This is a genomic window from Myxosarcina sp. GI1(2024) (genome assembly GCF_053543375.1).
Genome location: NZ_JBKGTY010000021.1, coordinates 8,503 through 23,378, shown reverse-complemented (window position 1 = coordinate 23,378; position 14,876 = coordinate 8,503). Strand labels below are relative to the sequence as shown.

General features: G+C 41.8%; 10 protein-coding genes. 7 read left to right on the top strand and 3 right to left on the bottom strand.

What is annotated here, in order from left to right; translation table 11 throughout:
- Window positions 1-132 precede the first annotated feature (132 nt).
- On the top strand, window positions 133-1,296 hold the full coding sequence (locus ACLFKQ_RS30510) for a CO2 hydration protein (protein ID WP_449003355.1): 1,164 nt from the start codon (window positions 133-135) through the stop codon (window positions 1,294-1,296).
- 247 nt (window positions 1,297-1,543) lie between these two features.
- Entirely contained in the window at window positions 1,544-1,708 is a 165-nt protein-coding gene (locus ACLFKQ_RS30505; RefSeq protein ID WP_449003354.1) for a hypothetical protein, read from the top strand.
- Between the two features lie 737 nt (window positions 1,709-2,445).
- Here the strand turns inward: ACLFKQ_RS30505 and ACLFKQ_RS30500 are convergent.
- Entirely contained in the window at window positions 2,446-3,615 is a 1,170-nt protein-coding gene (locus tag ACLFKQ_RS30500; RefSeq protein ID WP_449003353.1) for a pyridoxal phosphate-dependent aminotransferase, read from the bottom strand.
- 261 nt (window positions 3,616-3,876) lie between these two features.
- Window positions 3,877-4,422 (bottom strand): pyridoxamine 5'-phosphate oxidase family protein, encoded by a 546-nt coding sequence (locus ACLFKQ_RS30495; RefSeq protein ID WP_449003352.1) that lies wholly within the window; start codon window positions 4,420-4,422, stop codon window positions 3,877-3,879.
- Window positions 4,423-4,631: 209 nt separating this feature from the next.
- On the opposite strand from ACLFKQ_RS30495, the gene ACLFKQ_RS30490 reads away from it, so the two are divergent.
- The 5 genes from ACLFKQ_RS30490 to ACLFKQ_RS30470 all read left to right on the top strand — a co-directional run bounded on the left by ACLFKQ_RS30490 (window position 4,632) and on the right by ACLFKQ_RS30470 (window position 13,502).
- Entirely contained in the window at window positions 4,632-5,942 is a 1,311-nt protein-coding gene (locus ACLFKQ_RS30490) for an ABC transporter ATP-binding protein (protein ID WP_449003351.1), read from the top strand.
- 58 nt (window positions 5,943-6,000) lie between these two features.
- Window positions 6,001-7,455, top strand: coding sequence for a glycoside hydrolase family 13 protein (locus ACLFKQ_RS30485; RefSeq protein ID WP_449003350.1), 1,455 nt, complete (start codon window positions 6,001-6,003; stop codon window positions 7,453-7,455).
- 159 nt (window positions 7,456-7,614) lie between these two features.
- Window positions 7,615-8,451 carry a class I SAM-dependent methyltransferase gene (locus ACLFKQ_RS30480; protein WP_449003349.1) on the top strand — a complete coding sequence of 279 codons (837 nt, stop codon included), beginning with the start codon at window positions 7,615-7,617 and terminating at the stop codon, window positions 8,449-8,451.
- A gap of 203 nt (window positions 8,452-8,654) precedes the next feature.
- A complete protein-coding gene (gene thiO, locus ACLFKQ_RS30475) occupies window positions 8,655-10,715 on the top strand; it encodes a glycine oxidase ThiO (RefSeq protein ID WP_449003348.1) in 2,061 nt (686 codons plus the stop codon).
- A gap of 27 nt (window positions 10,716-10,742) precedes the next feature.
- A complete protein-coding gene (locus ACLFKQ_RS30470; RefSeq protein WP_449003347.1) occupies window positions 10,743-13,502 on the top strand; it encodes a CBS domain-containing protein in 2,760 nt (919 codons plus the stop codon).
- Window positions 13,503-13,605: 103 nt separating this feature from the next.
- Here ACLFKQ_RS30470 and ACLFKQ_RS30465 read toward each other — a convergent pair whose 3' ends face one another.
- The gene (locus tag ACLFKQ_RS30465; RefSeq protein ID WP_448999339.1) at window positions 13,606-14,871 is read right to left on the bottom strand and encodes an IS701 family transposase; all 1,266 of its coding nucleotides are present in this window, start codon (window positions 14,869-14,871) and stop codon (window positions 13,606-13,608) included.
- Window positions 14,872-14,876 lie beyond the last annotated feature (5 nt).

The following is a 14,876-nucleotide window of genomic DNA, read 5'->3' as shown; positions in this document are numbered from 1 at the left end:
TAAAAGCGGAGCAGAGTGAAACTCAGACTAATTGATTCTCTAATTTTTGCCTTTTCCTCTAGCGTAGTTCGACTGCTCGATCTTTTAAAATAAATTTTCGCAGTAGTTATTTTAGTTATTAAACTAGAAATTATGGTTACTAGTACTAATGTTAGAGCGACTAGATCGCTTTTAATTGACGAATATATTCACAAGCTAGAACTTGGAGCGGCTTTACTTGAAGATTCTCCCCAAAACTTAATGGAAGTCGTGGGTATCCTCAAAAGTTATGGCGTAGTTTTAGATGCCTACTCAATTAATTTATGTTACATAGCTAATACGCAATTTTTAAAGCTATTTCCGTTTTTTAAATATTTCAACGGCGAGTTTACCATCGAGAAACTATTAAAACATTGGGGGCACGACCGCATAAACTATGAATATGCAGAATACTGCATGAAATCAATGTTTTGGCATGGGGGTGGCGGTTTGGATGCCTATTTAGACACTCCAGAATTTTTAGCAGTCGTCCAGCAGGTAATTAAAGCTAAGTTTAAATACAATCCCTTAATGTTGGGTATGAATGCTTTATTCCAAGACTTTTTGCCCGAACAAATGCGGCAAATGTCATACTATAGCGGTCTGGGACAATTTTGGCGGGTAATGAGCGATATCTTTTTGGATTTGAGCGAGCGCTACGAAGATGGGGCGATCGAATCTATTCCCGAGGTTGTCCAACACATTCTCGATGGCTTAGTTGCCAATGCTACTAAACCAATTACGTATGAAGTAACGGTCAGAGGTCAAACCTACCAATTGATTCCCGAAGCGGCTGGCTTAACTTTTCTCGCCGATACTGCGGTTCCCTACGTAGAAGCGATCTTCTTTCGTGGTACTCCTTTTCACGGCACTATTTCCTATAATGCTCAGGCGTATCAAATTCCCAGCGATATCAGTGCCTTTGAATATGGAGCGTTGTTTGCCGATCCCTTACCTATTGGTGGCGCGGGGATTCCGCCGACACTATTGATGCATGATATGCAACATTTTTTACCCAATTATCTGCGAGATTATTATCGTCAGGGAATCAGGGGCGAAGGAGACTTGTTAATTAAAATTTGCCAGAGTTTTCAAAAATCAATGTTTTGCGTGACTACTGCCGCATTACAGGGACTCGCACCCCATGCTTTGGATACCGAAGAACCCCAACAGCAAGCAGATAACCGTAAATTTCTTCAAGGCTGGTTGAAACGAATCATAGAATCACAGTTAGTCGCTGTTAATAATGACAAAAAAATAGTACAGACATCAGATTAAAAAACTGTCTATTATATTTACCAAAAAATATCAATTATCTCTTAATCTAGCTAGTGAGAGATTTACTAGATCTCAATCTCGCGTTATCTTGAGACCGCCGAACTTGCCGGCAGCCTTCAAGTTGGACTAATTGCTTTGATAAGCAACTGTTTGTTGAGAATTTTCTCATCACGACACAACTTAAAAAGTCTGGCTTGCTCAGAGTCGCGATCGCCTTTATACCTACAAGAGAAATGGAGTAAATAGAATGGATTATAAAAAAATCGTCGCTCAAGTTTTGGGTTTATCGTTATTGTTAGGATTGACAACTTCAATTGTTGGTTGTGAAACTGCCGAACCCGAACTTGAAGAAGAAGATACCACAATTGAAGAACCCCTTGAAGAAGAAACTGAAGTGGAAACAGAAGAGTAATAAACTTTTCGTTATGTTCAGTAACTGGCATTTTAAAATATAGCAGTCGAAGCAAAGGGTGAGATACATAAACTAACCGTGTAAGGGGATTTTCTAAATTACCCTTACATTAAATTTATTTATGTCCCAATCTACAGTTCGATTGCTTTAATTTACAAGTCAACGAGAGGTGACAAAAAATCATGTCACCTTTTTAAATACTCTAGACACTCTGTTACGGATAAGGAAAGATAAGGGTTTGAGCTATCTCAACTCATTTAACCCATGAAAGAGAATTAGTGTACGGAGGTGATAATTAGCCTACTATTGGTGAGACTTATTCGCGAACTTCTCGCCCTTAGAAGTATTATAAAGCGATAAACTTCTCTAGCCCTTGAATTGCCTCAATCCTAACTGAGGTTAGATTTAAAAGATAGTAAGCTGAAAATAACTACCTTCTTCAGCCGTTCTGTCCTTATGTTTAGTTTGAATTTAATATTTTATCATCTAGATGATTTTTGTTTGGTTTTCGAAACGATCTGAGCAACTGAAAAATATTTCTCCTGACGCAAAAATTTTCTTTATCGCTTGCCTATTAATTTCTGTGTTAATGTTCTTTGCAGATTAGTTGCTTATTATCACCAACCGACAAAACTCTGCATTTACCTAGATTGGCTTTTACCTTAATCCGCCATCTGCTTAACCCGAACTGAGATTAACTTAATTCTAACAGCGATCGCCAAATGAATTTAACGGGTTTATTTGAGAGAATCTACAAACTCAGCCAAACGCTTAACTCCTTTTTCAATCGTCGGCAGATCGGTGGCATAGGAAAACCGGATACAGTTATCAGTACCGAAAGCAATTCCAGGAATAGCAGCAACGTATTTTGATTCTAATAAACTCTCACAAAACTCTAAAGAACCCATTCCCGTTTGGGAAATATCGACATATAAATAAAAAGCTCCATCTGGTTTAAAGCAGCTAAGTTGGGGAATAGCCTCAACTGCTTCGTAAATGTAAGCACGTCTTTTGGCAAAAGCCTCGACCATTTCTGCCACGCAATCTTGAGGAGATTCTAAAGCGGCGATCGCGCCATATTGGGCGAAAGTACAGACATTAGAGGTACTGTGACCTTGGATTTTGGTCATACCCTCGATTATTTCTAAAGGAGCAGCGGCATAACCCACGCGCCAACCTGTCATTGAATGGCTTTTGGCAAAACCATTACTGGTAATAGTCCGCGCTAACATCTCCGAATTTACCGCACCAATGCTGAGATGTTGGGCATCATCATAGAGAATTTTTTCATAGATTTCGTCAGAAACTACTAACAGGCGGTCGTCAGCTAAAATTACAGCGGCGAGAGCGCGGATTTCTTCGGGACTATAAACAGCACCCGTGGGATTAGAGGGAGAGTTAAGCACGAACAGCTTGCTTTGGGGAGCGATCGCTTTTTCCAGCTGTTCTGGAGTAATTTTATAGCCATTTTCGGCTTGCGTATCCACAATTACCGGCGTACCGCCAGCCAACTTAACCATTTCTGGATAACTCAACCAATACGGGGAAGGAATTATAACTTCATCTCCTGCTTCGATTAATGTCTGCATTAGGTTGAACAGCGAGTATTTACCGCCGTTGGTAACGATAATGTTTTCTGGTCGATAATCTAAATTGTTATCTCGATCTAACTTACGGGCGATCGCCTCTCGTAATTCTGGTTCTCCTGCCGCAGGACCATAACGAGTTTTGCCATTATCTAAAGCTGTTTTAGCTGCTTCTACGACGTGGGCGGGAGTGGGAAAATCTGGTTCCCCCGCACTAAAACTACATACATCAATACCTTCTGCCTGCATCGCCTTGGCTTTGGCAGAAATTGCTAGTGTCATCGATGGAGGTACTTGGTTGACTCTGGCAGCTAATTTCATCAATTACAAATTTAGGATTTTCTGGTGTGTTTTCTAGTATTTATGACTTTAGAGGTTAATCAAAAGTTAAACTATAGTTTCGCAAAATCTCCTTAATTTTAGAAAAATCTCGGTGGATTTCTTTACAATTTCTACGATTGATGACATTAAGGCGATCGTCGTACTGCTAAACCAGAAATTGGAAGCTACTAAAGAGTAGGGACTATGGCTTTCTCTACCCCTTCTTCATCCTGACTATTGGCTATTGGTTACGCAGTTTTTCTAATTTGTATTGAGATGGGTTGGCAATCCGTCGATACTTTGCAAGTTTTTCTCTTGTTGATATTGTTTGATTCCCGATTCACCTTTCTTGGCTGCCCAATCGATTAAAGTTTTTCTATCTTCTCGATAATCGTATAGTGGTACGCCGAAACCACATGAGGTTTGCACCGATTCGATATTAAGCAAAATTATTTGTCTTTCTCCCGGAATCGATGCGAACAGAATATGCAATTTATGCCAACGCTCGCTATTATGGCTAATTACTTCTCCTCTGCCATATAATCTCAAAATTAAAGGATTTTCGTCAAAACTACAAAACATTATCGTCATTCTGCCATTTTCATATAAATGCGCCCCAGTTTCGTTGCCACTACCTGTTAAATCCAAATAAGCAACAGTATTAGCATCGATACAACAAAAAGTATCGATACCTTTTGGAGATAAATTTATTCTGCCCGAGCTGGGTGCAGTGGCAGTAAAAAAGATTTTTTGATTTTGAATAAAAGTTTCCAAGTTTGAAGTGAGTTGAGAATAAAATTTTGCCATGCTAAAAATTTGACGCAGCCAATAATAAAATTAATATTCAAATTTTACAACTGCAGAAAATAACCTCAAGTATGTCAGTTATAACTATTGTTTTAGGTGACGAAAAACATTAGAGACTTACAGATTAAGAAAATCTAGAAAAAAAACTGTCCTAAATCGAACTAAATGATAGTATGGCAGGCAAAATAGAGCATATTTAAGTTGTCACAGTGGCAAAAGTTGTTTTTGAAAAGGTTGATAAAAGTTATCCCCGTCGCGAACGGGATGGAGCGCTCGCGGAATTAGACGGTAGAGAGCAAAAAATTCGTCCCGCGATCGCGGCTACTAACACTATTCCTGGATCTACTAAAACCAGATCGATAAAAAGCGATCGCGTCAATATCTTACACCAGATCGATTTAAAGGTAGAAGACGGAGAATTTATGGTTTTAGTCGGACCTTCTGGCTGTGGTAAAAGTACCTTGTTACGGATGCTGTCTGGACTGGAAACTATAACTTCTGGCAAGATCTGGATCGGCGATCGCTTAGTAAATAATCTCCCTCCCAAAGCCAGAGACGTGGCAATGGTGTTTCAAAATTACGCTTTATATCCCCATTTAAATATTTATGACAACATTGCCTTTGGACTGCGCCGTGGCGATGGATGGAAAACCCACAGCAAAAAGTTATCGAATTCTCCTCGGTTAGACGATCTTTTAGTAGGAATGACTCGTTGGTTGCCCAAAAAGCTACGCTATATCTCGCCTAAAGAAAAGACAGTTCGAGAAAGAGTAAGACGAGTCGCTAGTTTATTACAAATCGAAACCTTACTCAATAGATTGCCCAAAGAACTATCGGGAGGACAAAAACAGCGAGTAGCCTTAGGTAGAGCGATCGCTCGCAATCCCCAAGTATTTTTAATGGACGAACCCCTATCCAATCTCGATGCCAAACTGCGAACCGAAACTCGCGCTCAAATTGTCAAACTGCAAAAGCAATTAGGTACCACTACTATCTACGTCACCCACGACCAAACCGAAGCGATGACTATGGGCGATCGCATTGCAGTAATGAATGACGGTCGCATTCAGCAAATTGCTCCACCACTAAAAATTTATCAACAACCAGCTACTCGTTTTGTCGCCGAGTTTATCGGTTCGCCACCGATGAATTTTTTAGCTGTCGAATTGGTTGCACCTTTAACCCTAGTTCACCCTCAATTTCGTCTCACTCTGCCAGAATTTTGGGCTAATCCCCTGCAAGCCAGCCGAGAGCGGTTTTTTACTTTAGGGATTCGTCCCCAACATTTACAGCTAGGAGAAGCTCACCAATCCAATATCCTAGTTACCGTCGATTTGGTTGAAGCTTTGGGAAGTGAAACCTACGTTGCCGCTCATCTAAAAGACGATCCCGAATCGACGATTAGCGTCTGTCTACCGCCCGATCGAATAGTAACAATTGGCGATCGACTCTGGTTATCTATTCGACTGGATAAGATTCATCTGTTTAGAGTCGATTGCGGAAAATCGCTTCTCTGTTAAGGTTAATAGTAAAAATGCGATCGACAACTGATAATTGACAAACAAATAAATAATAACCATGAGTATCAAAACACCTGATTGGGTCAAAAATGCGGTTTTCTATCAAATTTTTCCCGATCGCTTTGCCAGAAGTAAATCAACTCTCAAAGGTCAGTGGATTGCTTCTACCTTAGAAGGCTGGGATGCTACTCCAACTTTACAGGGTTACAAGGGTGGTAATTTATGGGGAGTTATCGACAAATTAGATTATCTTAAAGACTTGGGTATTAATGCCATTTACTTCACGCCAATTTTTCAATCTGCTTCCAATCACCGCTATCACACTCACGATTACTATCAAGTCGATCCTTTATTGGGTGGCAATGTGGCTTTTGAGCAACTGATAGAAGCCGCTCACCGTAAAAATCTTAAAGTCGTTCTCGACGGAGTTTTCAATCATGCCAGTCGGGGCTTTTTCTTTTTTAACGATATTCTGGAAAATGGTCCCTATTCTCCCTGGTTAGACTGGTTTAAAATTCACAAGTGGCCGGTATCGGCATACGATGGCAGTAAGCCTGCTAATTATGATAGTTGGGTGGACAATCGGGCTCTACCAGAATTCAATCACGACAATCCACAAGTCAAAGAATATATCATGCAGGTAGCTGAATATTGGTTATATCAGGGTATTGATGGCTGGCGATTGGACGTTCCCAATGAAGTAACGACTCCTGGCTTTTGGGAAGAATTTCGCACCCGAGTTAAAGCAATTAATCCCGAAGCTTATATCGTTGGCGAAATCTGGGAAGATGCCACTCCTTGGCTGGATGGCAAGCAGTTCGACGGAGTAATGAACTACAGATTTACCGAACCGACAATTGCTTTTAGCGCAGGCGATCGCTACGTTCGTGAATACGCCCAGGAAAATCTGACTCCCTATCCCGCTATTTCAGCGGCAGAATACGCCAGTAAAATCGAAAATCTTTTAAGCAGACACAATTGGGAAATACAGCTAACTCAGCTAAATTTGTTAGATAGTCACGATACCTCAAGACTGTTAACTGCCGTCGGAAAGGATAAAACCAGCGCACATTTGGCTACAGTACTACTGTTCACTTTTCCTGGTGCTCCCAGTATTTTTTATGGAGATGAAGTAGGATTGCCTGGAGGTAAAGATCCCGATTCACGTAGGGTTTTTCCCGAACCGAAACTGTGGGACATAGAAACCTTGGAGTATCACAAAGAGTTAATTGCTTTACGCCATCAATATTCTTGTTTGCGTACCGGAACCTATCGAGTTTTGTATGCCGAAGGAGCAGTTTATGCGTTCGCTCGAATTTTAGAGCGAGAAATAGTTTTAGTAGCAGTTAATGTTGATGATAATTCGGCTAACGTTCGCTTTCCCGTAACTAAACTATCTTCTCAACCAGATTCGGTTATTTATGGTAAAGGTCGCGTAACCTGGCACTCTACTAAAGAAACTAACGAGTTAGAAATAACTTTACCTGCAAGAAGCAGTGTTATAGTTTCATAAAAAGTCGTGAGTCTCACTTGTGTACGAGCAAGGCAATATCTCGCTGCTTCTGACTTCCGTACCAATTCTTTTCAACAAAATAATGGGGAAAATCTCTGCTCTCATTATTTGTCATCATTAAATTTCAAAGAAGATTATTAGTAAAGCGATAATACGAAAGTGGCTCGACAAATAGAATTGAATAAATACAAGCAGCAGATAGCCAATCTGTATAGCGATCGCAGCCCCAATTACGATCGCGGTGAATGGCATTCGCAAATCGCTCACCGTCTCGTTGAATATGCACAGCTTAGAACTGGACAGAGCATTTTATATATTGCCACTGGAACCGGTATGCTTGCTATTGAAGCAGCTCAAATTGTAGGCTATTCGGGACAAGTTAAGGGAATTGACATATCAGTAGGGATGCTAGATGTGGCTAAAAAAAATGCTCAGACACTTGGCTTGAGTAACATTGAGTTTTTCCTAGCAGATGCTGAAGCCTTGAGCCTACCTGCCAAAAGTTTTGACTGCATTTTTTGTTCGTCGGCATTAATTTGGATGTCTGACTTAATCGGCGCATTGCGACTTTGGCATCATTTGCTCAAACCAGGAGGATTGCTCGGCTTCCATGCCTTCGCCGAAACCGCTTTTGTAGTAGGAGTAGCGGCACAAAAGTTACTAGAAAATTATGGTGTCTCCCTTTTGCTTAACAAGCCAACTGGAACGGTAGAAAAATGCTATAACTTATTACAACAAGCAGGTTTTGAGGAAATTGAGATTCAAACCGAGCCAGATGGTAGCTATATTAGTCTAGAGAAAGCCAAAGGAATGTGGCTGAGTGTTAGCTCATCTCCGATGCCAGGACAGTATCCCAATCCCTTAATGAAACTTTCGACAGACCAATTGCTACGGGCTAAAAATGAATTTGATGCCGAATTAGAGATATTAAATACCGAACGAGGAGTTTGGAACGATACAACTACCTTTTATGTATTTGGACGTAAAGCAGGATAAAAATTTACTTGAAGTAAACTTAAAATTTTTCTTTAGAAAATAGTGAAAAGTTTGCTATTCTCAATTCAAGTTTGAGCTGAAACTCGTTAATGGGAATAGCTACAAAATAATACAGTATGATGACTCACAAATTGCACTCAACGCCTATCTTCATGCTTATTGATTTTCGAGATAAAGTTTAAATAGAGACAACCTTAAGGGAAATGAAAGCAGCGGAGATAGTAGTTGTTGGTGGCGGTATAATTGGATTGGCGATCGCGATCGAGTTAAAACGTCGCGGTGCAGAGGTGATGGTAATTAGCCGCGATTTTAGTGCGGCACGGACATCTCACGGTAGCGAGGCAACCTCGCCACCCGTGTCCTCAGCTTCTCACGCGGCGGCAGGAATGCTAGCACCGATGGCGGAGAGGATCGAGTCGGAACCGATGCGAGAATTGTGTCTGCGATCGCGAGATCTATATCCCGAATGGATTGGCAAGCTAGAAGAACTAACGGGTATAGATACGGGTTACTTACCCCGGGGTATTCTCGCACCTGTTTACGCTAAACCAACACCGCCAATTAACTCCAATAACCTTAGTCTGTGGCTGGATCGAACCGCAATACAACATTATCAGTCGGGATTGAGTGCAGATGTGGTTGGGGGTTGGTGGTATCCCGAAGACGGACAGGTAGACAACCGCGCGGTAATGCGATCGCTCTTGCAAGGGGCTCAAACTTTGGGCATCGAAATTAAACGAGAAGTTACGGTTAAAGCTATCCAGCAAAGACAGGGACGAGTAGCTAGTTTAATAACCGATATTGGCAGTATAGAAGGCGATCGCTATATAATTGCTGCTGGCTCTTGGATAAGTCAGTTGTTGCCTTTGCCAGTACGTCCCGTTAAAGGACAAATGCTCTCTGTCAAAATGCCTCCGAAGATTCAATTTCTGTCTCAGAGAGTTTTGTTTGGCGAAGATATCTATCTCGTTCCCAGACGGGCGACACGAGCGTCTGAGGTTTCCCCAGACGACGCGCCCTCACAACCTGGACGTTTAATTATCGGTGCCACCGTTGAAGACGTTTCCTGGAAATCGGGAAATACGCCCCAAGGCATACAGAGTTTAATCGCAAAAGCCACGAGACTATATCCAGCGATCGCCGATTGGCAAATTGAAGAGTTGTGGTGGGGTTTTCGTCCTGCTACTCCCGATGAATTACCAATTCTCGGTCGAGGTAGCTGCGATAATTTATTTTTAGCAACGGGACACTATCGCAACGGTATTTTGTTGGCACCGATTACAGCGAAGATAATAGCAGACTTAATTTTAGAACAGAAATCCGATCCGCTTTTAGCAAACTTTAGTTGGCAGCGTTTTTTCGAGCGATCTCAGAATACAGAAATGACTTTAAATACTTCTCCACAAAATGGTTATCAATCTTCACTTCAAATTAAAGAAAGCAACTCTTATTCTCTATCACCCTCAGAAAAAAGCGATAATTTAACTATTGCCGGACGCACCTTTAAATCTCGATTAATGACCGGTACGGGCAAATATCCCAGCATTCAAGCGATGCAGCAAAGTATCGTCGCTAGTGACTGTCAAATTGTTACCGTTGCCGTTCGTCGAGTGCAAACCAAAGCCCCAGGACATGAAGGATTGGCAGAGGCGATCGACTGGAGTAAAATTTGGATGCTGCCTAACACCGCAGGCTGTAAAACTGCAGATGAAGCGATAAGAGTCGCCAGGTTGGGTAGAGAAATGGCAAAGTTACTCGGACAAGAAGACAATAATTTTGTCAAGCTCGAAGTCATTCCCGATGCCAAATATTTATTACCCGATCCGATAGGAACTTTAGAAGCGGCCGAACAATTAGTTAAAGAAGGTTTTGCCGTCTTGCCCTATATCAATGCCGATCCCTTACTGGCAAAACGTTTAGAAGAAGTAGGGTGTGCGACAGTGATGCCTTTAGGTTCTCCTATCGGTTCGGGACAGGGAATTAAAAACGCCGCTAACATTGCCATCATTATCGAAGAAGCTAATATTCCTGTAGTAGTAGATGCTGGGATTGGCTCTCCTAGCGAAGCCGCCTATTCAATGGAACTGGGAGCAGATGCTTTGTTGGTCAATAGCGCGATCGCCAGAGCGAAAAACCCTCCGGCTATGGCACGGGCGATGCGGATGGCAACGGTTGCGGGAAGACTGGCATATTTAGCAGGTAGAATTCCCATCAAACAGTATGCTAGTGCTAGTTCTCCTCTAACCGGAACGGTTAACTCGTAGGGGCGAACGGTCGTTCGCCCGTAGTCAATGGATGTAATTTTATGCCATCAAACAGCAGATTTCGACGCTTTGGGTTCGGCGATCGCTTTGTCCCGTCTCAAACCAGGAGCTAAGATCGTTCTAACTGGAGGCGCACATCCTGCGGTCAAGAATTTTTTAGCTTTATATCGGGATGAATTTGCCTTAATTGAGTTGCGTAGTGTTACTCCCCAAAGCCTTACTTCAATTAGTGTTGTCGATACTCAAAAACGCGATCGTCTGGGAAAAGCTGTTGAGTGGTTGGATTTGCCCAATGTAAATGCGATTGAAATCTACGATCACCATCGAGATTTAGACTCGGACATTCCCGCTACCAAAACTTTTATCGAATCCCTAGGGGCGATAACCACATTTATGGTGGAACTATTGCAGCAACAAGCGATCGCGCCAACGTCCTTTGAAGCGACGGCAATGGCTTTGGGTATTCACGTCGATACGGGTTCGCTGACTTTTAGCGGTACTACTGCCAGAGATGCTAAAGCTTTGGCTTGGCTGATGGAACACGAGGCTAATGTGGAGATTATCTCAGAATATGTCGAACCTGGATTATCTAATCAACTACAGGAACTACTGCAACAAGCTCTAGCCGATTTGGAAGTAGATCGGATTAGAGGTTATGCTGTCGCTTCAGTTCTCTTGCAAACTGATGATTTTGTTCCAGGCTTATCTAGTTTGGCAGCGAGGTTGATCGATCTAACCGAAAGCGATGTTTTGCTTTTGGGACATCAGTATAAAAAGACGCGGACTCCGAAGCCTGCTGGAAATGGCGAGCAGTCGGAAAATCAGACAGAAGGGAAATTAACGGTTATCGGGCGATCGCGCCTGCAAGAAATAAATCTCAATGACTTGTTTGCTCCTTTTGGTGGCGGCGGACACGCTCAGGCGGCTGCAATGACGGTTAACAGCAAAAAACCTACCGACATTTGGCAACAAATAATCAGTCAGTTATTAGAGCAGATTCCCCATCCCCCTACTGCCAGAGACTTAATGTCTTCTCCCGTTCGTACTATACGTCCTACTACTACTATCGAACAGGCTCAAAGAATTTTATTCCGCTACGGTCATTCGGGACTTTCGGTAGTGGACGATCGCGACAACTTAGTAGGAGTAATTTCTCGGCGCGATTTGGATCTGGCTTTGCATCACGGTTTTAGTCATGCTCCTGTAAAGGGATACATGAGCCGTAACTTGAAAACTATCACTCCCGATACCCCGCTACCAGAGATCGAGTCATTGATGGTAACTTACGATGTCGGTAGATTACCCGTACTGGAAAACCAACAGTTAATTGGAGTCGTTACTCGCACCGATGTTTTGCGTCAGCTACATCAAGATCGAGAAGCCGTAGAACCAGATACACCAGCCAAAATTAAATACACTTCTCACCTCTTACCTACTCTACAACAAAGGTTAGAGCCTCCTATTTGGCAATTATTGTCTCAAGTAGCTCAACAAGCGATCGCCAGGGGGTGGAATCTTTATTTAGTTGGCGGTGGCGTAAGAGATGTATTGCTGGCAAAAGATGACGAACCCTTACTCTTACAGGATATTGACTTGGTAGTAGATGGTTTTCATCGAGCGGCGGACGACCGTGCTGGAGTAGAATTAGCTGAAACTATTCAAGAAACTTATCCCCAGGCTCGTCTATCGGTTCATGGAGAGTTTCAAACCGCAGCTTTACTGTGGCACCAAGACCCAATTTTGGGTAATCTCTGGATCGATATTGCTACGGCAAGAACTGAGTTTTACCCTTATCCTGCAGCCAACCCCGAAGTAGAAGCCAGCTCGATTCGTCAAGATTTATATCGCCGTGACTTTACTATCAATGCTTTGGCAGTTAGATTAACACCTCCCAGAAAAGGCGAATTTTCTCGTAAAGGGGATTTATTAGACTTTTTTGGCGGTTTGTTAGATTTGCAATCTGGTTTAATTAGGGCTCTCCATCCCAACAGCTTTATTGAAGATCCCACACGCATCTATCGAGCAGTGCGGTTTGCGGTGCGCCTGAAATTTAGAATTGAAACTCAAACTGAAGCCTACATTCGCTATGCGATTGACAGTGGCGTATACGAACGGTTGCGTCTGAGCGACGCGATCGCTCCGGCACTGACTACTAGATTGAGAGCGGAATTAAAATACATTCTTCAGGCTAATTATTGGCAACCGGCTTTAAAATTACTCTCGGATTTAAAGGCATTGCGCTGTCTGCATCCAGATTTAGAATTAACTACAGAATTATGGCGGCAAATACGAACTGGTTCGCGTTGGTTAAACTATCTCGATCGCGACAACAACTGGCAACACTGGCTAATTAGATTGGAGATTTTAATCGCTCATTTACCTGCTTCGGAAAGAGAGATTGTCGCCACCAACCTACAACTACCTAAAGATAGTCTGCAACGTCTCAAACAATTGCAGGTATTAGAAACAGAAACAGTTCGCCAGTTAAAATTGTGCGATTGCCCAAGTCAAATCTATCAATTACTGCGTCCTTTTAAATATATCGGTCTAATTTTATTTGCCGTTAGAAGTCCCATACCAATACGTCGGATAATTTGGCAATATCTGACTCAATTATCTCAAGTACAACCGCCTTTAAATGGCAACGCTCTCAAAGCATTGGGTTATCCACCAGGACCTATTTACAAACAAATTCTTGACGATTTGTTGTCGGCTAAATTAGATGGCAAAATTAAAGACCGCGATGGCGCGATCGCCTATCTAAAAGCGCAATATCAATCAGCATAAACTACGGGATTGTTGTTAACAATCATCATCACATCTTGTAAGTCGTAAGCAAAGCTGGAAGTATTAGTAGTTCCCAACTCAACTAACGGTACTTAAACAAAAATCAAGCCCAAACAAAGCCCAAACTAGCTTTATAAGCTACGAATACGTCGCGATTTTGGTTCAACCATTGGACAAAACGATAAGATATACCTGTACGAAAAGCTTCTAATGCTTCAGGAAATGTCTCCAAAGGTTTGTTCGCCCAACGTCTTCTTAAACCTCCAGTAAGCTTATGCCAAAGGATAAAAGTATAGGCACAAAAAACTAGAATAAAATGTCTTTCCAAACTCTTCTTATCTCTAACTTGATACTCTTTTAATCCTAACCATCCCTTGGCTTCTCGATAGAAAACTTCTATCCAGTTTCTCTGAGCATAAGTTTGAACTATCCATTGCTCGGTTACTATTTCTCCCTCAACATTTGTGAGTAAGTAGTCAATATCTTCAGCATCTTCAAAGATTGGTGCACTCATGACGATAGCTATTTTTCTGATTCCTTCTAGCCTTGATATTTCTGCTTCTATTATTGCTACCCAGACGGTTCTAGGTTTTTCACCCTGGATTTGAATCTCCTTAAATTCCTCATCAGATAACCATTGAGCATATTCATCTACTCTGATTTTTTCTAATTGATTTGATGGAGTTTTAACCAAAATATTACGATTTTTAGCGATTCCTCCTATATACTTTAATTTCTTTTTTTCCAGTTCGAGTAAAACAGTTGTGTTGTTACCATAGGACGAATCTATTAATACTAGTCCTGGTCGATATCCCCTCTTCAAACTTTTATCGATTAATTCTAAGGCTAAGGTGGGTTTTTTCTTGAATTCTCTGTCTTTCTTTCCTTCGGGCAACGAATTACCATGTTGATATAGTTCTATGTCTAAAGGTAAGCTTTTTTGGCCATCATATAGATGAGTTGTTACTACAACATTGCCATTATCTGTTTTCCCAATTTCCCCAATATATTGACGACCTACTGCTGCGGTAAAGTTACCACTTTTTCTATGCCCAGAGTCATCAACAATTAGACTAAATCCCTTACTGATTCTCGTTTGATTACACTTGTTCATCACTTCTAAGCGACGTTCATTTATCTTGTTCGCTGACCAAGTTGCTTCAGTTAAGAAATGGTGTAATTTGTGGTATGTGACCTCTACTGCGTCTTTAGCCATTTGAGATACATTTTTTCGCTCACTTTCCCCTAATAATCCTCCTAAATAATGTCTGAATTCCCTTTTTTGCGCTTTAGTTCTCAGTAAATCATCAAACTTTTGACACCATCTATCGAAACAGGGAGGCATGGCTGCGGGAGTAGTTTCTTTCATAAAGT